A 19,638-nucleotide genomic window follows, 5' to 3' on the forward strand; every position below is an offset into this window, starting at 1 on the left:
AGGAGCTCTCGAGAGTAAAATCGGGTGCCTGCTGAGCGAATTCGACAGCCATGATGACCTTCTTCACAAGACCACAGGAATGGACTGAGATGACTCAGCACCAGTCTTTGTCTTGCTGGATTGAAGAGGAGTCGGACAGCAGGATATGACTGCAGGTCCGGTCGAGGCGCTTTTCCATCGGACTCTTTTCTATAAATCTTTAAGTTCACCAGGATCCGGCAATCTCGGGAGCATTACAACTCTGCCAGCACGCCCAACAACTCCTCGTCCTCGCGCTTGAAAAATGGGAGCGCTTCCACATGCTTGTAGCGCAGCACGCCTTGCTTGTCGACGATGAAGTAGGCGCGGGCGACTCCCAAAAAGCCCGAGACGTCGTAAAGGCCCGCCACGCGCTTCTCGCCGTCGCTGAGTAGGGGAAACTGCGCTCCCAGCGATTGGGCAAACTTGCTCTTCGAGTCGACCGAGCCGCTGCTGATGCCCAGAATCACCGTGTCCTTGCCCTGGAACTTCGACCAGTCCTCGACAAAACAGGTCAGCTCCTTGGTGCACACGGGCGTAAAATCGCCGGGGTAGAAAGCAAGCAGGACGTTGTTTTTGCCCCGGTACTGCGAGAGGGTGACCGGTCCCTGGGAACCGTCGAGGGTAAAATCGGGTGCCGGACGGCCGACTTCGATTGCCATGATGACCTCCAGTGCTGCTTCACCCACCATAACCGCCGCCCTCTAGACTGGTAAAAGCGTTTCGGTGCTCTGGGTGTTCTACTCGCTGCTGACCTTTTTTCTGGCCGTCTCGATCGGGTTGATGTTGCCGGTGGCTCCGATGACGATGGTCCACCACGGGGCGAGCTGGCAGATGATCGCGGCCGTTGTCGGGTCGGTGGTCTTCTTGGCGCTACCCTTTCGCGCCTTCCAGACGGGCAAATTCAGCCCGCCGCTGACGACCCTGGGCTTTATCTGCCTGGGGCTCGCTCTTAACGGCTGGGTGTACGTGGCGAACGGCGCGAAGTAAATCGCCTCAATCGCTCGACGAAACCTGCCGATTCTACCGGCCGGCATCCGCATCCGTCTCGCCCAGGAGGGTCTGCACTTTGCTGCGCGCCTGCTGGAGGGTGGGAGCCTGCACCAGCACCAGGCCCGCGGCGGCATCGAGCGACGCTTCGGGCTCCAGGGCCGCGCGCAGCGGCAAATCGTCCGGCCAGTCGCCGACAAAGGCCGCAGCGGTCGGACGGTGCACCTGCAGGTCAACCACCGGTAGGCCGAGGGCGCAGCGCCAGTGGCAGCAAAACAGATCCGGCCGCTGGCTGGTCAGGGTCACCAGGGCCGTTCGATCGGGATGGGGAATTAGTTTCTCAAAGCGCACAGCGCCGCAGATCACCGTGAAGTAGACCATGTAAACGCCTGGGGGAAGAGGCTCCGACAGATCGATCAGGCCGCGGGCGAAACGGTAGAGAATCTGGCGCGCTTTGTCGGAGAGCGGCTCGGGCTGCCAAAGATATTCCCCTGCCATGCCGATCGCCTCGGCGTAGAGCACCCCCCGCGCCGTGATCACCAGCGGCAGAACCAGAAGAGAAGCCGTGCTGTCGGGCAAGGCGAGGGGCACTTCGGTCGGCGCCAGGTCGGCGCAGCGCTCGAAGAGAGCGGTGGCGGGTGAAGTACTATCCGGCCGCGCCAGCCAAATGATCCGACCGGCCGGGTCGAGAGCCTGTAACGACGAGCTTTCAAGGACCCGGACTTCGCCCCCCCAGCGGCGGCAGCTCTGTGCGAGGGCTCCGGTCAGCTCCGCCGGGCCGGCTACCCATAGAGGGGGAATCATCGCCCGCCCACCGGCGGGGGGGCGAGCCGGGGCGGAGATTGCGGCTGCGCGGCCATCAACGCCTCAAGGGCGGCCCATCGGCGGGCATCGGCCGCGGCGGTCCGCCGCAGGTGGGCATTCTCAGCCAGCAGCCTTTCGATGCGCTCCGCCACCGCCTCCAGCCGCTCGGAAAATTTGCGCCGGTACACATCGGGCACTTCCCGCAGCAGCGCCTCGAGACGGCGATTCTCTTCGCCCAGGACACGGACCTGCTCCGTGAGCTCCCGCACAACCGCCTCGCGCTCGTCGGCCTCGGCGCGGGCGGCCTCCAACTGGTCGGCCAGGGTGCGGTGGTGCCGCCGGCACGCGGCCAATTCGGCGGCCAGTTGGTCCAGGAGAGTACCGCGGGTCAAAGGCGGTAGGGGCCACGCGTCGGTTGCTGGTTCCAGCTTGCGGTCCATTGCGCTGCAGTCCGGGGCGAACGTGGTCTTAGGATACCCAACTACCCTGCGGCACTCTCACCGCGTCGGGTTGCGTTTCGGCCTTGGCGCCCAGGACCGCGAGCGGTTCGGCCACAGCCGACTCCAGGGCAATGGCCAGGGTGCGGCCGAACTCCTGTTCGAACTCGGCTTTTTTGAATTCGGCGTTCCACAGCTCCATCTCGCACGGGTCGGCCGGGTCGTGCGGTTGGACAAAAAGCTCGACTTCTCCAGGAGCAAAGGCGAGCCGGACGCCCCGTACGGCCCCTTTGTGGCGGCGATCGAGGGCGGAGGCGAGCCGCAAAAACACGCTCATCTGGCGCACCAGGCGCTTGTGTTCTTTGACAAGGTGCTGGAATTCGCGGTGCTTGCTTTTGGGGGTGCTCTTGCGGTGGTAGCGGGCGACGTTGGCGATCACCTCGATCTCTTCTTCGGTAAAACCGAGCATGCCGCCGTGGCGGATCAGGTAGTACGAATGCTTGTGGTGACTGGAATGGTTGATGAAGTGGCCGCAGTTGTGCAACATCGCCGCCGCCCACAGTAGCTCGCGATCGGCGTCGCTCCAGCGGTGCAACCGGCCCCGGGACTGATCAAAAAGGCTTAAGGACAGACGCGTCACCTGCTCGGCGTGGGTGGTGTCGAGGTTGAATTTGTCGGCCAGCTGCAGCACACTGCGCTCGCGCACCGAACCCTGGTAGCGCAACCGATCGGCAATCAGTCCCCGGCCGATCATCCAGTCGACGATGAGCCCCTCGCGCAACGCCGCCTCACAGACGGTGATCGAGCCCACCCCCAGCATCTGCATCGCTTCGAGCAGAATGGTCGCCCCGGCGACGATGATGTCGGCGCGGCGCTCGGAGACTCCGGGTAGACGGCGGCGCGCTTCGAGATCGAGTTCGCGCAACTGCGCTGCGATCTGCTCAAGACTGGCAAGCGTCAACTCGTAGCCCTGCAGCGAGGTAGGAAAGCTGCCCCCCCGGCGCGCATCGATCTCAGCTAAGGTCATGATCGTCCCGGAGGTGCCGACCAAGCGCTCGAACGGCCCTAGGGCCAGCAGTTTGTCCACGGCAGGCTCGATCAAATTGCGCACCTGGTTGCGCAGGCGGCCGTAGTCGCGGCCCGAGATCGGGTCGCTCTGCACGAACTGTTCGCTGAGGCGCACCGCCCCCGCCTTGACGCTCGCCAGATAGCGCGGCTCGCGGCCGTCGCCCAGAATTAGCTCCGTCGAACCGCCGCCGATGTCGATGACGGCGTGGGTACGGTTGTCGAACTCGATGGCGGAGAGCACCCCGAGGTAGATGCGCCGCGCCTCCTCCTCCCCCGAAATCAAGTCGACTTTGAGCCCGACCACCCGCTGGATCTGCAGCAAGAATTCCGGCCCGTTCGGTGCCTCGCGCACGGCACTGGTGGCGACGGCGATCATTTCCTGCGCTCCCAGGCCCTCAGCAAAGGCTTTGCAGTGACGCAGCGCGTCGAGGGCGCGCACCATCGCCTCCGGCGTCAGCCAGCCGGTCTTCTGGCAGTACTCACCCAGGCGCACCATCTGCTTCTCGCGGGCGACGATCGTGTAGCTGGCCAGCCGGGGCTGGATATGAACCACCACCATGTGGATGGAGTTGGTGCCGATGTCGATGGCAGCCAGGGTCTTCTCTGCGTCAGCCGCGGGTTCGGGCATGGGGTTTCATGCAAAGTTTGCTCCAATTGTAACGGAGAAGATACACCCCAACGCGGCGGAATCGCCGCGCACCCACCTGCAAAAAACCCCGCACAGGCGGGGCTTCTCGCACGGATTCTCGAACGGGTCAACAGTTTTACTTCTCGCCCAGGCCGGAGGGATTGCCCTGCTTGTACTGCAGCCAGGCTGCCACGAGCAGTCCGGCAATGGTGACCGGCACAAAGCCGAGGACCATGCCCAACAGAATCGGTTCGATCACGGCGCTTTCGCTCCCATGCTGCAAAACGTTAACAGGATATCCCAGAATTTGCGCCTCCATAACTATTTGTGTGGTTATGTAAAGCGCGGACGGTATCTAGAGGTAGCCGCGCTCGTACAGCAATTGGACGACACGGTTGGCAGATTCGTCCTTCGACTCGGTGTTGGTCAGGATGGTCAGATCCGGGTTGGCTGGGGCTTCGTAGGGGTCCGACACACCGGTAAAGGCCGGGATCTCCCCTTTGAGGGCCTTGGCGTACAGGCCCTTGACGTCGCGTTCGATGCACACATCGAGCGGACAGTCGACGAAGATTTCTAGAAAATCGATGATATTGGCGCGCAGCTCTTCGCGGGTATTGCGGTAGGGGCTGATGGCGGCGCTGATGGCGATGACGCCGTTGCGCGAAAGCAGGCGGCACACATAGCCGATGCGGCGGACGTTGGTGTCGCGGTCGGCTTTGCTGAAGCTCAACCCGGCGCTCAAATTGAGCCGCACCTCGTCGCCGTCGAGCACTTCGACGTTTCTGCCAATCTCCTGGAGTTTTTTGGCTACAATGCCGGAGATTGTGCTTTTGCCTGCGCCGGACAGGCCGGTGAACCAGAGTGTTACACCTTTACCCATGGGATGTTGCTCTTCTTCGAGAAATTGGGACTGAGCATAACAGGCGAAGTTTAACGAAATGGTATCTGATTGTGCAGTTTTTTTAAGGGCTTTCTGTCGTCTGGCGGCCACAGGCTGTACAATGCGTTGAGGACATGCGTCTATAGGGCTTATGGTTCGTCTGCTGCACATTTCGGACATCCACCTGGGTAGCGGCCTATCCCACGGGCGCATCAACCCCGCCACCGGGTTGCATACCCGTTTTGAAGATTTTTTGTATTGTCTGTCGCAGGCAATCGACCGCGGCCTCGCCGAGGGGGTTGACCTGGCGCTGTTCGGGGGAGACGCATTTCCGAACGCCACCCCGGAGCCGACCCACCAGGAGGAGTTTGCCCGCCAGTTCAAGCGCCTCACCGACGCCGGCATTCCGACGGTGCTGCTGGTGGGCAACCACGACCTGCACGGGCGGGGGGTTGGGGGGGCGAGCCTCAATATTTATGCGGCGCTGCAGGTGCCGGGCTTTGTGGTGGGCTCCCGGCTGCAGATTCATCCGATCGCCACGCGCTCGGGGCCGGTGCAGGTGTTGAGCTTGCCCTGGGTGAACCGCTCGACGCTGCTGACGCGCGAGGAGATGCGCGGCAAGAGCCTCGAGCAGGTTGATCTCGCCCTGGTCGAGCGGATGAAATTGGCCCTCGAAGCGCAGGTGCGCCGCCTCGACCCGGCGGTACCGACGGTCTTGCTCGGCCATCTGATGGTCGAAAACGCCGTCTTTGGGGCCGAGCGCCACCTGGCGGTGGGCCGCAGCTTCAGCATTCCGCTTGCGATGCTCGCCCGTTCCGAGTTCGACTACGTGGCCCTTGGCCACGTCCATCGCCATCAGGTGCTCTGCGAAGATCCGCCCATCATCTACCCGGGATCGATCGAGCGGGTCGATTTTGGCGAAGAAAAAGAATCCAAAGGCTTTATCCTCGCTGAGGTCGAGCGCGGCCGCTGCCGCTACGAATTTGTGAGCGTGCCCGCCCGCAGCTTCAAGACGATCCAGGCCAACCTCGCCGACAGCGGCGATCCGCAGGGCGACCTGGCGGCGATCTTACGCAAGCACAAAATCGAAGGGGCGATCGTGCGGGTGCTCTACCGTTTGCATCCCCACCAGATCGAGCGCATCGACACCGCCAGCTTGCGCCAGATGCTGGAGGGGGCGTTTTCTTACCAGTTGCAGCCGGAGCTGATTAGCCAGCTCAGCCAGCCGCGGGTGCCGGGGCTGGGCGAAAGTTGCGCCCTCGATCCGATCGACGCCCTCAGACAGTACCTCGAGAGCCGCCCCGAACTGGCCGATTTGCGCCTGGCCCTCGTCGAAGCGGCCGAGGCGCTGATCAAGGGCGACAGCCCCGGTCTGGCCGACACCGACGAGTGCGAGAGCGACGCCGAGGTGCTGGAGGTGACCACTACCGCCGCCCTCGATCTTCTCGCGCGCGAGGAGGGTCTACCCGCCGGCGGCACCAACGGCCAACTCGGTCTATTTCACGCTTGATAGATATCGGTATGGACCGGTTGATCCGGGTGCGTGTAGCTGTACTCACCGCGGCCACACAGTCAGCCGGTGTATCTTAAGGAGGATCAATTCTCCCGGTGTGGTGGAGTCTGTCAGACAGGTGAGTCGTTTGTCTCACTATGTCTACCGGGGCAACTCAACGGAGTTATGCCATGTTCTATCCACTCATCGCGGCATCGGCTCCCGGAGCCCTGCCCGAGGGCCTTTTGAGCTTGGGGCAGTTGCTTGCGAGCCTCATCGTCATCTATGTCGCGAGCAAACTCGGCGGCGAGCTGGCCCTGCGTCTCAGGCAACCCGCCGTCTTGGGCGAACTGGTGGCGGGGCTGGCGGTCGGCATCTCGGGACTCAAGCTCATCGATCCGACCCAGCCGGTGCTGCTGCTGCTTGCCCAGGTGGGCGTCACCCTGCTGCTGTTTGAAATCGGTCTGGAATCGGATCTGCGGGGATTGCTCAAGCTTGGTCCCCAGGCGGTGGCCGTGGCGGCGGTGGGTATGGCGGTACCCTTCGCCCTGGGTTACGGCGTGATGAAATTTGCCGGAGCGGGGGAACTGCTCGCCATCTTCGTGGGCGCCTCCTCCACTGCCACCAGCATCGGGATCAGCGCCAAGGTGCTCTCGGATCTGGGCTACCTCAAGCGCACCGAGGGGCAGATTATTCTCGGAGCGGCGGTGCTCGACGACATTTTGGGGGTGATCATACTCTCGGTGGTGGCGGGGATCGCCCAGGGGGGTAGCCTTGAGCTGGGCGAGGTGGCCCGCATCGTCTTCTCGTCGCTGGGCTTTTTGGTGGGAGCGATCGTGATTGGCAACCGCTTTATGCCCGTTTTTTTGGGGATCGTGCGGCGGCTGCGCACCCGCGGCGAGTTGCTCACCGCCTCGCTGGTCTTTGCCTTCGCCCTTGCGTACCTGGCCGAACTGTTGGGCTCCGCCGCGATCATCGGTGCCTTTGCCGCCGGATTGGTGCTCGCTGAAACCGACAAGCGCCACGACCTCGAAGCGCAACTCAGGCCGGTCACCGACTTTTTTCTGCCGATTTTTTTTATCACCGTCGGCGCTGGGGTGAATCTGGCGCTGCTGGGCAATCAGCAGGCGCTGTTGCTGGCCGGGGGATTGAGCGTCACTGCCGTGCTGGGCAAACTGGTGTGCGGCTGGGCGGCATTCGGTGTCAAGGCCAACAAATTGGCGATCGGCGCCGGGATGGTGCCCCGCGGCGAAGTCGGCCTGGTCTTTGCCAGCGTCGGCCTGGCGTCCGGGGTGCTCACCGGCGTCAACCACACCGCCGTGGTGATCATGGTGATTCTCACCACGTTTTTTGGACCGCTGCTGTTGGGGCTGCTGTTGCGCCGCGAACCGGTGGCGCTCACCGCCGGCAGTTCTTGAAGCGGCACCACCCCAGGAGTACGCATGCCCACCCTCTCGCCCGCCCGCACCATCTGCCTGGGGTTTTTGCTGGTTATCGCGATCGGTACCTCGCTGCTGCTGTTGCCCTGGTCGACGGCCTCGGGCGAGTGGACCCCCTGGTTGGTAGCATTGTTTACCAGCACTTCCGCCGTCTGCGTCACCGGATTGGCGGTGGTCGATACGGGCAGCTACTACTCGTTTTTCGGCCAGCTGGTCATCTTGTTGCTCATTCAGGTGGGTGGCCTCGGCTACATGAGCGCCACCACGTTTTTGTTGTTGCTGGTCGGGCGTCGCATCAGCCTGAGAAACCGTCTTGCTCTGCAGGAGGCGTTGGGTAGTCTTGGCGATAAGGCTGTGCCGCGCCTGGTGGCCCGCGTCGCCATCCTGACGCTCGGCTTCGAACTGGTGGGGGCGCTTGTGATTGCCCCGACCATGGTTCGGCAGGAAGGACTGCTCCCCGGGCTATGGTCGGCGATTTTCCACAGCGTCAGCGCCTTCAATAACGCCGGGTTCGGGCTCAGAAGCGACAACCTGATTCCCTGGCAGAACAATTTTTGGGTTCTGGGGGGGCTGGGATTTTTGATCCTGGCGGGGGGGCTCGGCTACCAGGTGTGGATCGAGTTGTACGAAAAAATCTTGCTGCGGCTGGTGCGGCAGATCTTCGGCAAGCAGCCCGCCCCGCCCGCGCCGCTATCGCTGCATACGCGGGTGGTGCTGCTCACCTCGGCAATTTTGGTGGTGGTGGGTTCGGTCGGTTTTTTTCTCATCGAGCGGACCAATGCCCTCACCCTGGGCAGGCTCAGCCTTGATGCGCAGGTGGCGGGTGCTATCTTCCATTCGATTAGCGCCCGTACCGCCGGCTTCAACGCCGTCCCTTTCGATGGCCTGCTGGAAGCAGGGCTATTCTGGATTATTTTGCTGATGCTCATCGGGGCCTCGCCTGCTTCCACCGGGGGGGGCCTGAAGACCACCACCTTCGCCATTCTCGTCAGCAACATGCTGGCCGTGATTCAAGGTCGGGAGGATGTGCTGCTATTCGATCGGCGCCTCGGAGTGGGTGCGGTGCGCAAGGCGAGCGCGGTGCTGCTCGGCTCGATTGCCGCGATTGCCGTCGCCCTGGTGGGCCTCACCCTCAGCGATCCGGAGCCCGGCTTTGTGCAGGTGCTCTTCGAGGCGGTCTCCGCCTTCTGCACCGTGGGACTTTCGACCGGCATCACCCCGAAGCTGTCGGTGGTAGGACAGCTCATCCTGGTCTTCAGCATGTACCTGGGCCGGGTGGGCGTGCTGCTGCTCGCCGAGGCGCTGCTGTCGCAGAAGCCGACCTTCCCGTACCGCCAGCCGGAAGAACAGATTCTGATAGGTTAGTGGTATGAACCTGATGGGATGGCTCAAAAAAGAGCGGCGCAACCAGTTTTTGATCATCGGCCTGGGCCGGTTTGGCACTTCGGTGGCCCGCACTCTGCACAACCTGGGCTACGACGTGCTCGCAGTCGACGCGGAGGAGGAGCGCGTGCGGCGGGCGGCCTGCGAGAACATCGCCACCCAGGTCCTGCAGGTCAACGCCACCGATCCGGACGCACTCAAACAGATTGGGGCGGGCGAATTTCAGGTGGCGGTAGTTGCCATCGGCAGCTTCTTGCAGGAGAGCATCCTTGCCACCCTCAACGCTAAGGAGATGGGGATCGCTTACGTAGTGGCCAAGGCCACCACTCCCATCCACGGCGCGGTGCTCGAAAAAGTCGGCGCCGACCGGGTGGTCTACCCCGAAAGCGACATGGGCCGCAACGTCGCCCTTTCGCTCACCTCGCGCGGCATGCTCGAATCGCTGCAACTCGACCCGGAGCACAGCATCGTCGAGGTGGTGGCCCCGCGCGAATTTACAGGCCAGACCCTGCGCGATCTCGATTTGCGCCGCCGCTTCCGGGTGAACGTACTCGCCTTGCGCCACGACGGCCGCTTCAACGTCAATCCCGACCCGGATGATCGCATCGGCGCAGGGGACATCATCGTCATGATCGGCGCCAATCGCGATCTGGATCAATTGCCCAAAGCGGATCTGACCATGCCCGACCACGCCGCCCGCACCAGGGCCGAGTCGTAGTTCTAAATAGACGGGTCAATTAAAAAGGTAGCGTTCGCACGCGTGTCCCTTATGACGGTAGCGGCCGTCTATCGCCTCGATCACTGCCACACCCAGTTCGTATTTCATCTCGTAACTTCGACCTTGCATCCCGCACCAGGTTTACCGCCGTCGCCGTGATCACATGCTGCAGATGCGTTTTCGCCAAGCTCCGGTACCGACAGCGATCGTTCCCTCTACCCTCGCCCGCGGTGAGTAGCTTTTCCGGAATGGCACGTGCTGGAAAGCGCTCAGCAACCTGGATGCAGCAGGCACCCCCTGAAAATTGATGGCCTCCCAATTGTGGGGCTTGCTATACTTGTGGACAACCATTCCACCGGAGTCAGCGATGGTGCAATTCGACTCCCAACTACGACTGCCGACAGCCCTGGAACTGCCCGATTCCGACGACATCCCTGTGGACAACGAACTCCAGATTCCGGTGGCGGCGGTGCTGCGCGCCATCCTGACGCTCCTGTGGCAGCACCGACAGGACTGGTTTTTTGGCGTCAACATGGGCATCTTTGCCGATACCGAACGGCCCAGAATCCCGATTGTCCCCGATGGGTTCTTGAGTCTGAACGTTCCCCGCTTCCGACCGCAGTACGGTGAACGGGGACGGCCCAGCTACGTGCTGTGGGAGGAGGACGGCATTATGCCTTACCTGGTGCTGGAAGTGGTCTCCCAGACCTACGGGGGCGAGTACGACACCAAACTTCAGGACTACCAGGCTCTGGAAGTGCTCTACTACGTGGTCTACGACCCGGAAGGCTTTCAACCAGAGCACGCGCGCCTGGAAGTTCACCGGTTGGTGAATGGTGCGTACGCGCGCCTGGAAGGTGAGCCGGTGTGGTTGCCCGAGATTGAACTGGGGCTTGGTCGGGCCAGAGGAACGGTGGATGGCTGGACACGGGAGTGGCTGTACTGGTTCAGCAAAGAGGGCGAACGCTATCCGGTGCCTGAGGAGTTTCAGCGGTATCGTGCAGATCTGGCCGAGGCACGGGCCGAACAGGCCGAACGCCAGGCGAAAGCCCTTGCTGAACGACTGCAGGCTCTGGAAATCGATCCAGACACCCTCTGAACAGGATCTGTCAAATATTTTGTGTAAGTGAATTTGTCATACCTTTAGCCTTCCCTCGAACTCAATCGTCAGCCGGTTTAGTGCAGGACGCCAATCCCGGATCGGCATCGTCCATTTCTTCATCTGGTTCTGGATCGCCAGATACACCATCTTCATTACCGACTCGTCATTCGGCATGATGTGGTGGTTGCGACTCACCTTCCGAATCGTCATGTTCAGTGATTCTATCGCATTCGTCGTGTAAATCACCTTTCGAATGTCCTCACCAAACCGGAATATCGGGATCACCCGCACCCAGGGTCGTTGGGGCAACGACCCCCAATTCTCTCGCCACATCCGACTGACGCTTGAATACTGCTTGTCCCACTTCTCACTCAAAAGTTCCAGGGGCGTTGGGACAACGCCCCCCAGATGCAACTCCGCCTCTTCTTCCGTCGCGGCACTGTAGATAGACCGTAGGTCTGCACACAATGATTTGCGGTCTTTCCACGACACATATTTGCACGAATTGCGCACCATGTGTACCATGCACAACTGCACCAAGCAACCGTGATAAACCGATTCAATTGCCTCCGGTAAACCGGTCAGTCCATCCACACAGGCAATCAAAATATCCTTCAGGCCCCGGTTGTTCAGTTCCGTCAGGATCCCCAACCAAAACTTTGCCCCTTCATGGGCCGAAAGCCAGAGCCCTAAAAGCTCCTTGCGTCCCTCCAGGTCTACGCCCAGAGCCAGGTAGACGGCTTTATTCACCACCCGACCGTTGTCGCGTACCTTCACCTGCAGGCAGTCAAAATAAGCAATCGGGTAGACGGTTTCGAGTGGACGATTCTGCCATTGCCGCACCTCGTCCATCACCGCATCGGTCACGTTCGAGATCAGCGTTGGGGATACTTCGACCCCGTACATCTCCTGCAGTTGGGCTTGAATATCACGGGTCGTCATTCCGCGCGCATACAGCGCCAGAATCTTCTCATCGAGTCCCGCCAGGCGTGTCTGACCACCCGTTGATCCAACGGGTGTGACCTTTGCGCACAACGACCGGCTCGAACTCGGCGTTGCGGTCGCGGGGGATGTGGAGTTCGACTGGACCGCATTCGGCCTGGAGGGTCTTCTGACTTTTGCCGTTTCTGGAGTTGCCGGTACCTTTGCCGGCGGCTTCGTGCTTCTTGTAACCGAGGTGAGTTTCCATCTCGGCTTCGAGAGCGCGTTCAATGACGGCCTTGGTCAGTTGCTTGAGGAGGCCGCCCTCACCGAGGATAGTTTGCGGGTCGGTGCCGTCGTAATCTTTGAGTAGTTCGTCAAGAATCTCTTTGCGGATGGTCATCAGCTCCTCCTGCCTGAGAGAGTATTGTACTTTCTTTGCTGCGACCACTTACACAATTTAGTTTACAGACCCGGTAAATCCGTCGTTGCCTGTCTCACGACATGCCCTTCTTGCTGCCGCTTTACCCATGGCCTACTCCTGAGCAGGCCATGGCCTGCTTTGTCATTTGCTGTCGCTTGACGTTTCTGCTGCAGCCTGTACAACTGGTTCGACTCGATACGCGCTATAACGAGGTGTACATCCTGGCGGGTGAAAGTTTCCAGGTTGTCATCAGCGCTACCGGTTACGTGAGGTACCTGTAATGCCATCCAAGTATTTTGAAATGCCCCTTGAGGATCTGCGCAGGACTGTCGTTTCGCATCCAGAGAACCAGGAGGCGTTCGAAGCGTTCGCCGACAGGTTGCGTGCCCGTCAAGGTACTTCGCTCCCAAACCCCCTTGAGGATCCGGCCGGCTTTGACCGTGCGCTGATTGAGTACATCAATTCGAGCCGTCCATAGCCGTCCGGCCGTCGATTGCGGCTAGAGCTTTGCGGCCCTGGCTGGTATACAACCGCAGATAGTTCCAGTAGTTCTCGTAGATGTTGACCACGTAGAAGCGCGTCTCCTTAAAAGGGATCTGCTCGATAAAATCTTCTTCGTCGGTGACGGGGTTGCGCTTGAGCCACTTGGAGACGTTGCCGGGTCCGGCGTTGTAACTGGCGAGCGCCAGCATCGTGCTGCCGCCGAAGCGCTCGTGGGTATAGCGCAGATACCAGGTGCCCAGGCGCAGATTGTCCACGGGGTTGGTCAGTTCGAATTGCCCCGGTTCGCGCTCGGCGATGAACCGGGCGGTGGCGGGCATAATCTGCATCAGACCCATCGCCCCGGAGCGCGAACGAATGGCAGGCTCGAAGCGCGATTCCTGGCGAATCAGCGATGCGACCAACAGCGGATTGAGATTGCGCTCCTGGGACCACTGCCGCAGCCCGGGGGCATAGAAGAGCGGATAGGCCTGCTCCCAGGCGCGCGGGTCGGCGGGCGGCTCGGCAAACAAAGTAAGGGTCGCCTGGTTGATCGATCTGAGGTGCTGGCCGAGGCGGGCGCGCAGTTGCGATTCGGCGAGCTTTTGGGTGGGAGAGAGCTTGCAGCGGTAGGTCTCCGACTGCCACTGTTGCTCGGCCTCGGAGATTTCGCCCAGGGCCAGCAGTTCGCGCAGGGCGGCGGAGGTACCCGCCAGCGGCAGGGGAGGCTGCGACCAGCGCACCGAGACGACGGATTGGTCGATGTTATAACTGCCGTCGGCCAGACCCAGCCGGGCGGCGGAGCGCCAGGCGTAGTAGCTGCGGGGATAGCGCTTGAGCACTTCGCGAAATTGGGAGCGGGCCTCGGCGGTGGCCCCGGCCTGCTCGGCCCACTTGCCGAGCCAAAAAGCCGCCTTGGGCGCAAACGGATCGGCCGGGTGGTTGCGCACCAACCAGCGGGCATAGGAGCGGGCCGCTCCCGTATTGCCGCGCTCGGCGCTCTGGGCGGCCAGTTCCCAGGCGGCGTTGGGAGCTTTGGCGCTTTGGGGGTAGCGCTCCACCAACCGCCGGTATAAGGGAATGGCCATCTCGGGAGCGTCCAGGCGACGCGCGGCGATCTGGCTGCGCGCCCAGAGCACTTCGTCGCCGCGCTCGGCGGAGGCGCGCTCCCATGGTTCGAGCGCAGCAAAAGCCTCGCCCGCCCCCAGCAACTCGGCGCGCTCGAAGGCCGCATCGAGCACCAGAGGCGATTCGGGGAAGCGCCGCAACACCAGTTCGTAGAGTTCCCGGGCGGCCGGTTTGTCCCCCAACTTGCGCTGGAGACGGGCCCGCTCGAGCAGGTTTTCGGGGGTAGCGGGGGCGCGCTCGTAGGCGGCGAGGGCCTGTTTGGCGTTGACCCGCCGATAAATAGAAGCCACCAACTGCCATTCGGCCGGGGAGAGTTCGCCGATTTTTTCGCGCCGGGTCGCCATCGCGTAGGCGAGGGTGCTCTCGGGAAAACGGGCGAGCAGCGCTCCAGCCAGGGTGTGATCGTCGGGGTCGCGCACCAGCGCCCGCTCCAGCGCCTCGCGGGTGCGATAGTGATCCGGATAGCCGTTCAGCAGTGGGAGCAGAGCGGCACGATCCTGGCGGGCCAGCAAGGCCAGCGCGTCGGGAACCAGTGGGCTTTTGGGGTGGGCCTCCAGCCAGCGGCGGCCCTCGCCGCTGGCAACGGCAAGCTTCAACCCGATGCGTTCGGCCAGGGCCGGGTAGGACGCGGCCAATCCTGCCAGTTGCCGGCGGGCCTCGGCGTAATCGCCCCGCACGAAAGCGGCGCTTCCCCGGCGGTAGCGCCCGGAGCGATCCTGACTGGAGAGGGCCACCAGGGGACTATCCTCCGTCGGCGGCTTTGGAAAGGCGACCCAGGCGAGACCCAGAGCCCCCGCCAGACTGGCGGCGATTAGCAGCGTCCTGGTCTTGAAGCGAAACGGCATCGGTGTCACTCCGGCCGCTCGGCGTGCAGCCAACGCTCCAGCCCGCGGGTCAGCGCGCGGGCGATGCGCTCCTGGTAAGCCGGTGCAGTGATGAGCGTGTATTCGTCGGGGTGGGTCATAAAACCGAGTTCGAGCAGTACTGCCGGGGCGGCTGTCGGGCGGATCACCGCCAGACTGTCCCAATAGAGACCGTAATCGGGACGCCCGAGGTCCCGGAGCAACTGACGGTGCAGCACCTCCGCCAGTTCACGGCTTTGCATGTGGTACCAGTACACCGAAGTGCCGTACTGGCGCAACGGGTCGCCCGCATCCGGCAGGGCGTTGTGGTGCAGGCTCAAAAACACCGTGGGTTGCTTCGCCTCCAGCATCCGGGAGCGCTCGGCCAGCGGCACGTCCACATCGGCGGTGCGGGTAAAAAGTACCTCTGCCCCGGCCCGGCGCAACTGTTCACCCAGGCGCAAAGCGATCGCAAGATTGACGGTTTTTTCGGGGATGCCCGAGGGACCGATCGAGCCCGTCTGGGCGCCGCCATGGCCAGGATCAATCATCACCCGCGCCCCGGCAAGCCCGCGGCCTACCCGCGGCCCCTTGCGCAGGGCCACCACCAGCGCATTGTCCTCGTAGCGCAACTGGTAGCCCCACTGCCGCCGCTCGCGCAGATCGATATAAAAGCGCACGCCCTCCGGGGAGACCGTCTCCCACTGCACCGAGCGGATGAGCGGGTCGGGCGCGTCGAAACGAATCAAATCCGTGCGCGCCTGTGCCCCCCAGAGGGTGACGATGAGCCGGTGCTCCTCCTGGCGCACACTCGCCGGCAAACGCATCTCCAGCGGCACGATAAGTTCGCTGCCCGCCGTCGTCACCCGGGTGCGCAGCGCCCCCACCGCACTGGTCGGCAGCGCGGTGCCCACGGGCAATGCCATCCCATCCGCCCTGGCAATCCAACCTTCGCCCTGCAGGCGCAGCCAGTCGCCACTCACGGCGGTGACCCGCGAGCGCACCCCGCGCGTGAGGGGCGAAAGCCGCGCAAATTCGGCCCCCGGCCCGGCCCGGACGATCGCTTCGGCGGCGGTGACTTCGATCACGGTCAGCTGGCGCGGATCGAGACTGGTAATCGTGGCGGGCACCGGGGAGCTGAGTACCTGGCCGCGCCGGCGAAAATCCAGGCGCGGCTCGACATCGCGCCACGATTCGGCCGCCGCCAGACAGCCGCGATAGAAGCCGACAAGGGAGCGGCCGGCCGCACCGCCACTCAGCACCGCCGCCGCGTCCCCCGGCTCCCGAAACGGGGCGGCCTCCGCAAGGGCAATCGACTGTTCCCCGACGCGCGCCTGCAATTGGCCGCCGGGAGTCGCCCGCGCCTCAAAGCAAACCGGCTCGAAAGGCAGCACCCGCTGCTCCCCGCGCGGCAGGCGCGCTTCTAGAAACAACCGATCCCCGGGTACCGGCGGATTCGGACTCTGGCGGATGACCTGCCGCTCGACGGTTTCGCTCGCCCCATGCGTCCCCCGGAAGGTCCAGCGAAAAGTGTTGATCCCCGACTGCAGCGGCACCGTCCAGGCAAAATGGCCCGCCGGGTGGCGCGCTACTTTTTGGCCGTTGACCTGCAGACTGCCCGCCCCGGGGGCCGTACCGATGAAATAAATGCTGGCACTTTCGGTGCGGTGCCCATCGGGAGGATAGACCAGTCGCAGGGCAGCCGCGGCCTGGGGCACCCCCAGCCAGACCGATACGAAAAGTGCAGTGGCAAACCGCATGGCGCTCATTTGCTTCTTACAAATTATTGAGTTTGTTTACGTTACTTGGGGTAGCATGAACCTAAGGACGATGTGAGTCGTTTCATAGGGTTCCGACTCCTAGCTGGTCCATGCCATGCTGACATACGCGCGCGTGCTGAGTCTTTCGGAAGGTGGGCACTTTACCCCCTTTGCCCATCTCAACCACCGGATTATCCGCTTCCTCTGCCACTCCCTTGACGCGAGCGAAAACCGCGACGAGCTTCTGGGTGAGGCCATCGAGAATGCCAAGCTTCACTTTAGTCTGCGCAGCGCCCATCGGGCCTACGAGGTGTTCGGCAGCAGCTACACCCAGTTTGTCGAGCAGGGCGTCTGCGGCGAGCGCCTCGATGAGCGCCTGGTGTGTGATCTTTATGCGGTCTACCGCCGCCGCCTCGAGAGCGATGTGGCCGAGTACCTGAAGATGCGTCTGGCCTGAGCCGATTCAACCGCCGCTCTGCTCGACTGCGTAACTTCCTAAGATATTGAGTTCGGCCACCACTGCGGCCACCTGCCGAAGGGCTGTGTTCACCGGTTCAGCCTCGACTCCGCCTTCGAGATCTGCAAAGAACAAGTATTCGCCGATCACCTTCTTGGTCGGCCGCGATTCGATTTTGGCCAGGTTGATGCGGTGGCGCGCGAAGATCGAGAGTACCTCGTGGAGCACCCCCGGCTGGTTGCGGCGCAGGGCAAAGGCGATCGAGGTGCAGCCGCCCGGCGGGGGGAGCGTTTCTGTCAGCGGCTTTTCGCTCACCAGCCAGAAGCGGGTGCAGTTGTCGGGGTGGTCGTTGATCGCCCGGAAGATGACCCTGAGCCCGTGCAGCCGGGCGGCGCGCTCGGAGGCGATGGCGGCGGTGTGCGCTCCGATGTGGCGCAGCGCCTCGCTGGTCGAAGCGGTGGGGATGCGCTCAACCGCTCCGAGATGTTCTTCGAGCCATCCCTGGCACTGGGCAAGGGCCTGGGGGTGGGAGTAGACCGCCTGGATATCGGTGAGGTGTTGCACAGGGCCGATGAGGCAGTGGCGCACCGGCAGCACCAGCGCCCGGCGCACCCGCAGTTGCGGATAGAGCCAGAGGGTGTCGAGGGTGGCACTCACCGTGCCCTCGACGGCGTTTTCCACCGGCACCACGGCACAGTCGACCTCACCCGCGGCGGCGGCGCGCAATGTGCCCTGGATGCTCGGGTGGGCAAGCCGCTCGCACTCGTTCCCCAACAGGGCCAGGGTGGCTTCCTCGGCGTAGGTGCCGCTCGGTCCCAAAAAGGCGACGCGCAAAATCATGAAGTCATCTTACTGCCGCTCGCTCGGTAACCCGGTGCCGCTGAACAGCTCCGGGGCCATGCGCGCGAGCAGCGGATTCTGGATGGCATTGAAGTAGAACAGGTCAGCCGCCTGGGCGACCGTCCAACCGGCGGTGCCGGTAAGCACCTGGCCGTCGACCACGGCCAGGCCGTCGAAGGCCCCGAGCGACAGGGCGATGCGCTCGATGGTGGGCACAAAGGCGGTCAGTGCTTCCCCACGGCTCTCGGCGACGATGTTGGCGGCGGCCACCTCCGCCGAGCGCACCGCCAGTTGCCCGCAGGGGGGCAACGTCCGATTGAGTTGCGGATTGAACGGTAGGACGCTGTCGCCAATCGCGTAGGTGCGCGGATAATCGACCAGCCGCAAATACGGATCCACCCGCAGAAACTGGCTTTTGTCGCGCAGATCGGCGGGTTCTTCCTCCAGGCGCACCGGCCGGCTGCCGCCGGTCCAGAAGACTGTTTGGGTGGCCAGTTCCTCGGGTCCGGCGGGGCCTTCGAGCACAACGCCGTCGGCGCGCACCCGCCGCACCGCGGTGGCAGTCTGCACGATCACCCGATGGCGCTTCAGCCAGCGGGTCACCCAGTCGGAGGCCTGAACGGGCCAATCGGGCAACAACCGGGAGCCGCGCTGGATCAGGTGAATCTGGATCGCCTCGGCCAGACCGCCGTAGCGGTTGCGCCACCGCCTGGCCAGGTGCACCAGTTCCGCCGCCAGTTCGACGCCGGTGATGCCGCCGCCCACGATCACCCAGCGCAACAGGCTCAGATCGCAGCGCTCGCGCTGCAGGGCGTCCTCCAGCCGCGCCCAGTGGCTGAGCGCCTGCTGCAGATCTTCGAGACTATAGAGCGGCAGGGTGTAGCGCGGAGCGCCCGAGGCGCTCAGATTCGCCTCCGAACCGACGGCAATCACCAACCGGTCGCCCTGGAGCATTTCGTAGTCGGTCTCCACCGCCGCCGTCTCCGGGTCGAAACCCAGCGCCGTCGCCTGCAGGTGGCGCACCCCCGTGGGCAAAACCCGCGCCAGCGGCACACTCACTTCTTTTAGGGCGGTGCGCCCGGCGGCGGCGGCCACCAGCCGCGGACGCAAAATGTGTTCGCGGCGCGGTTCGACGAGGATGACCGGCAGATTCTGACCGGCCAGCAGCTGGACGGCCCGCAGACCCGCATACCCGCCACCGACCACGATTGTTTGCATGGGTTGTCCTGCAAGGGAATAAAAACGCTGCTTATCCAATTCTAGAAGCGGCAAAGAACCGACCTCGCCACAAATTCGGCACAGCTACTCTATTTCAATGAAAAATCCTTGAGGTTCTACATGTAGTGTTATAGAATCTGGGGCAGGGGTGTTAGACACTACACATAGTGGCTCACGGACCCAGTTTTCCAAGGCGGCAGCTTCAAAAGTTGCGGGTCTTTGTTTTCAATTTTGGAGATAACTCTATGAATCCGCAAGGTCCGGATCCGGAGATCGATCTGCGGGACGTTCTGCGCGAGCGCGAGCGCACCATCAGGGCAATGGGAGCGAGGGCTTTCGACACCGCTGTGCTCGAAGCCATCGCCCATTTGGCCGTCAGCGACATTCTCTGGCCGGAAAAAGCGATCGAGCTGTTGAAGCCATACTTGCAGGGCCGCTTTGGCCCGCACGGTTCGAGCATAGGGATCGCCGCTTTGCAGCGGCTGGCGGACGACGCTTGAGAGCGGCTGAATCACAGGAGACGGCGTTAAGGAGCAAACACCAACGGGAGTATCCTGCGTTGCGAAATTGTTACAATGCAGCGAATAGCGAAGTAAGTGGTTACACCGT

General features: G+C 62.9%; 20 protein-coding genes and 1 pseudogene. 10 read left to right on the forward strand and 11 right to left on the reverse strand.

Going from position 1 to position 19,638, the window contains the following annotated elements; all coding sequences use genetic code 11:
- Nucleotides 1–233: 233 nt before the first annotated feature.
- Nucleotides 234–680: a peroxiredoxin gene (locus GLL_RS02635; protein WP_011140509.1), complete on the reverse strand. Its 447-nt coding sequence runs from the start codon at nucleotides 678–680 to the stop codon at nucleotides 234–236.
- Nucleotides 681–753: 73 nt separating this feature from the next.
- Between GLL_RS02635 and GLL_RS02640 the strand changes: the two genes are divergently transcribed.
- Complete coding sequence (locus tag GLL_RS02640) at nucleotides 754–1,008, forward strand: hypothetical protein (protein ID WP_164928533.1); 255 nt, start codon at nucleotides 754–756, stop codon at nucleotides 1,006–1,008.
- A gap of 33 nt (nucleotides 1,009–1,041) precedes the next feature.
- Here GLL_RS02640 and GLL_RS02645 read toward each other — a convergent pair whose 3' ends face one another.
- The 5 genes from GLL_RS02645 to cysC form a co-directional block, all read right to left on the reverse strand.
- Nucleotides 1,042–1,812: a hypothetical protein gene (locus GLL_RS02645; protein WP_011140511.1), complete on the reverse strand. Its 771-nt coding sequence runs from the start codon at nucleotides 1,810–1,812 to the stop codon at nucleotides 1,042–1,044.
- Entirely contained in the window at nucleotides 1,809–2,204 is a 396-nt protein-coding gene (locus GLL_RS02650; RefSeq protein ID WP_164928534.1) for a hypothetical protein, read from the reverse strand. The genes GLL_RS02645 and GLL_RS02650 overlap by 4 nt, the downstream gene beginning before the upstream one ends.
- Nucleotides 2,205–2,280: 76 nt before the next feature.
- Nucleotides 2,281–3,945 (reverse strand): Ppx/GppA phosphatase family protein, encoded by a 1,665-nt coding sequence (locus tag GLL_RS02655; protein WP_011140513.1) that lies wholly within the window; start codon nucleotides 3,943–3,945, stop codon nucleotides 2,281–2,283.
- A 136-nt stretch (nucleotides 3,946–4,081) separates the two neighbouring features.
- On the reverse strand, nucleotides 4,082–4,204 hold the full coding sequence (petG, locus tag GLL_RS02660; RefSeq protein WP_011140514.1) for a cytochrome b6-f complex subunit V: 123 nt from the start codon (nucleotides 4,202–4,204) through the stop codon (nucleotides 4,082–4,084).
- A 96-nt stretch (nucleotides 4,205–4,300) separates the two neighbouring features.
- Nucleotides 4,301–5,038: an adenylyl-sulfate kinase gene (gene cysC / locus GLL_RS02665; RefSeq protein ID WP_331429349.1), complete on the reverse strand. Its 738-nt coding sequence runs from the start codon at nucleotides 5,036–5,038 to the stop codon at nucleotides 4,301–4,303.
- Between cysC and GLL_RS02670 the strand changes: the two genes are divergently transcribed.
- The 5 genes from GLL_RS02670 to GLL_RS02690 all read left to right on the forward strand — a co-directional run bounded on the left by GLL_RS02670 (nucleotide 4,977) and on the right by GLL_RS02690 (nucleotide 10,956).
- A complete protein-coding gene (locus tag GLL_RS02670) occupies nucleotides 4,977–6,335 on the forward strand; it encodes a metallophosphoesterase family protein (RefSeq protein ID WP_011140516.1) in 1,359 nt (452 codons plus the stop codon). The two genes, cysC and GLL_RS02670, sit on opposite strands and share 62 nt — an antisense overlap.
- Nucleotides 6,336–6,508: 173 nt before the next feature.
- Nucleotides 6,509–7,735: a cation:proton antiporter gene (locus GLL_RS02675; RefSeq protein ID WP_197530104.1), complete on the forward strand. Its 1,227-nt coding sequence runs from the start codon at nucleotides 6,509–6,511 to the stop codon at nucleotides 7,733–7,735.
- A 24-nt stretch (nucleotides 7,736–7,759) separates the two neighbouring features.
- Entirely contained in the window at nucleotides 7,760–9,121 is a 1,362-nt protein-coding gene (locus GLL_RS02680) for a TrkH family potassium uptake protein (protein WP_011140518.1), read from the forward strand.
- A 4-nt stretch (nucleotides 9,122–9,125) separates the two neighbouring features.
- Entirely contained in the window at nucleotides 9,126–9,857 is a 732-nt protein-coding gene (locus GLL_RS02685; RefSeq protein ID WP_011140519.1) for a potassium channel family protein, read from the forward strand.
- A gap of 367 nt (nucleotides 9,858–10,224) precedes the next feature.
- A complete protein-coding gene (locus GLL_RS02690; protein WP_011140520.1) occupies nucleotides 10,225–10,956 on the forward strand; it encodes a Uma2 family endonuclease in 732 nt (243 codons plus the stop codon).
- Nucleotides 10,957–10,992: 36 nt separating this feature from the next.
- On the opposite strand, the pseudogene GLL_RS02695 reads toward GLL_RS02690, so the two are convergent.
- Nucleotides 10,993–12,283: pseudogene (locus GLL_RS02695) on the reverse strand (IS256 family transposase).
- 101 nt (nucleotides 12,284–12,384) lie between these two features.
- Here GLL_RS02695 and GLL_RS23590 point away from each other — a divergent pair.
- The gene (locus GLL_RS23590; protein WP_011140523.1) at nucleotides 12,385–12,585 is read left to right on the forward strand and encodes a DUF6888 family protein; all 201 of its coding nucleotides are present in this window, start codon (nucleotides 12,385–12,387) and stop codon (nucleotides 12,583–12,585) included.
- 20 nt (nucleotides 12,586–12,605) lie between these two features.
- Nucleotides 12,606–12,782 carry a DUF6887 family protein gene (locus GLL_RS23595; protein ID WP_407920009.1) on the forward strand — a complete coding sequence of 59 codons (177 nt, stop codon included), beginning with the start codon at nucleotides 12,606–12,608 and terminating at the stop codon, nucleotides 12,780–12,782.
- On the opposite strand, the gene GLL_RS02700 is transcribed toward GLL_RS23595, so the two are convergent.
- Nucleotides 12,763–14,757, reverse strand: coding sequence for a transglycosylase SLT domain-containing protein (locus GLL_RS02700; RefSeq protein WP_164928535.1), 1,995 nt, complete (start codon nucleotides 14,755–14,757; stop codon nucleotides 12,763–12,765). The genes GLL_RS23595 and GLL_RS02700 overlap by 20 nt on opposite strands.
- Nucleotides 14,758–14,762: 5 nt before the next feature.
- Nucleotides 14,763–16,523 carry an N-acetylmuramoyl-L-alanine amidase gene (locus tag GLL_RS02705; RefSeq protein ID WP_011140525.1) on the reverse strand — a complete coding sequence of 587 codons (1,761 nt, stop codon included), beginning with the start codon at nucleotides 16,521–16,523 and terminating at the stop codon, nucleotides 14,763–14,765.
- Between the two features lie 106 nt (nucleotides 16,524–16,629).
- Here GLL_RS02705 and GLL_RS02710 point away from each other — a divergent pair, with 106 nt between their 5' ends.
- Nucleotides 16,630–16,971, forward strand: coding sequence for a hypothetical protein (locus tag GLL_RS02710; protein ID WP_011140526.1), 342 nt, complete (start codon nucleotides 16,630–16,632; stop codon nucleotides 16,969–16,971).
- 6 nt (nucleotides 16,972–16,977) lie between these two features.
- Here GLL_RS02710 and pheA read toward each other — a convergent pair whose 3' ends face one another.
- Nucleotides 16,978–17,811: a prephenate dehydratase gene (gene pheA, locus GLL_RS02715; protein WP_011140527.1), complete on the reverse strand. Its 834-nt coding sequence runs from the start codon at nucleotides 17,809–17,811 to the stop codon at nucleotides 16,978–16,980.
- A 9-nt stretch (nucleotides 17,812–17,820) separates the two neighbouring features.
- On the reverse strand, nucleotides 17,821–19,029 hold the full coding sequence (locus tag GLL_RS02720; protein WP_011140528.1) for an NAD(P)/FAD-dependent oxidoreductase: 1,209 nt from the start codon (nucleotides 19,027–19,029) through the stop codon (nucleotides 17,821–17,823).
- Nucleotides 19,030–19,274: 245 nt separating this feature from the next.
- Here GLL_RS02720 and GLL_RS02725 point away from each other — a divergent pair, with 245 nt between their 5' ends.
- On the forward strand, nucleotides 19,275–19,529 hold the full coding sequence (locus GLL_RS02725) for a hypothetical protein (RefSeq protein WP_164928536.1): 255 nt from the start codon (nucleotides 19,275–19,277) through the stop codon (nucleotides 19,527–19,529).
- Nucleotides 19,530–19,638: the final 109 nt, after the last annotated feature.

This window comes from Gloeobacter violaceus PCC 7421 (genome assembly GCF_000011385.1).
Classification (GTDB): domain Bacteria; phylum Cyanobacteriota; class Cyanobacteriia; order Gloeobacterales; family Gloeobacteraceae; genus Gloeobacter; species Gloeobacter violaceus.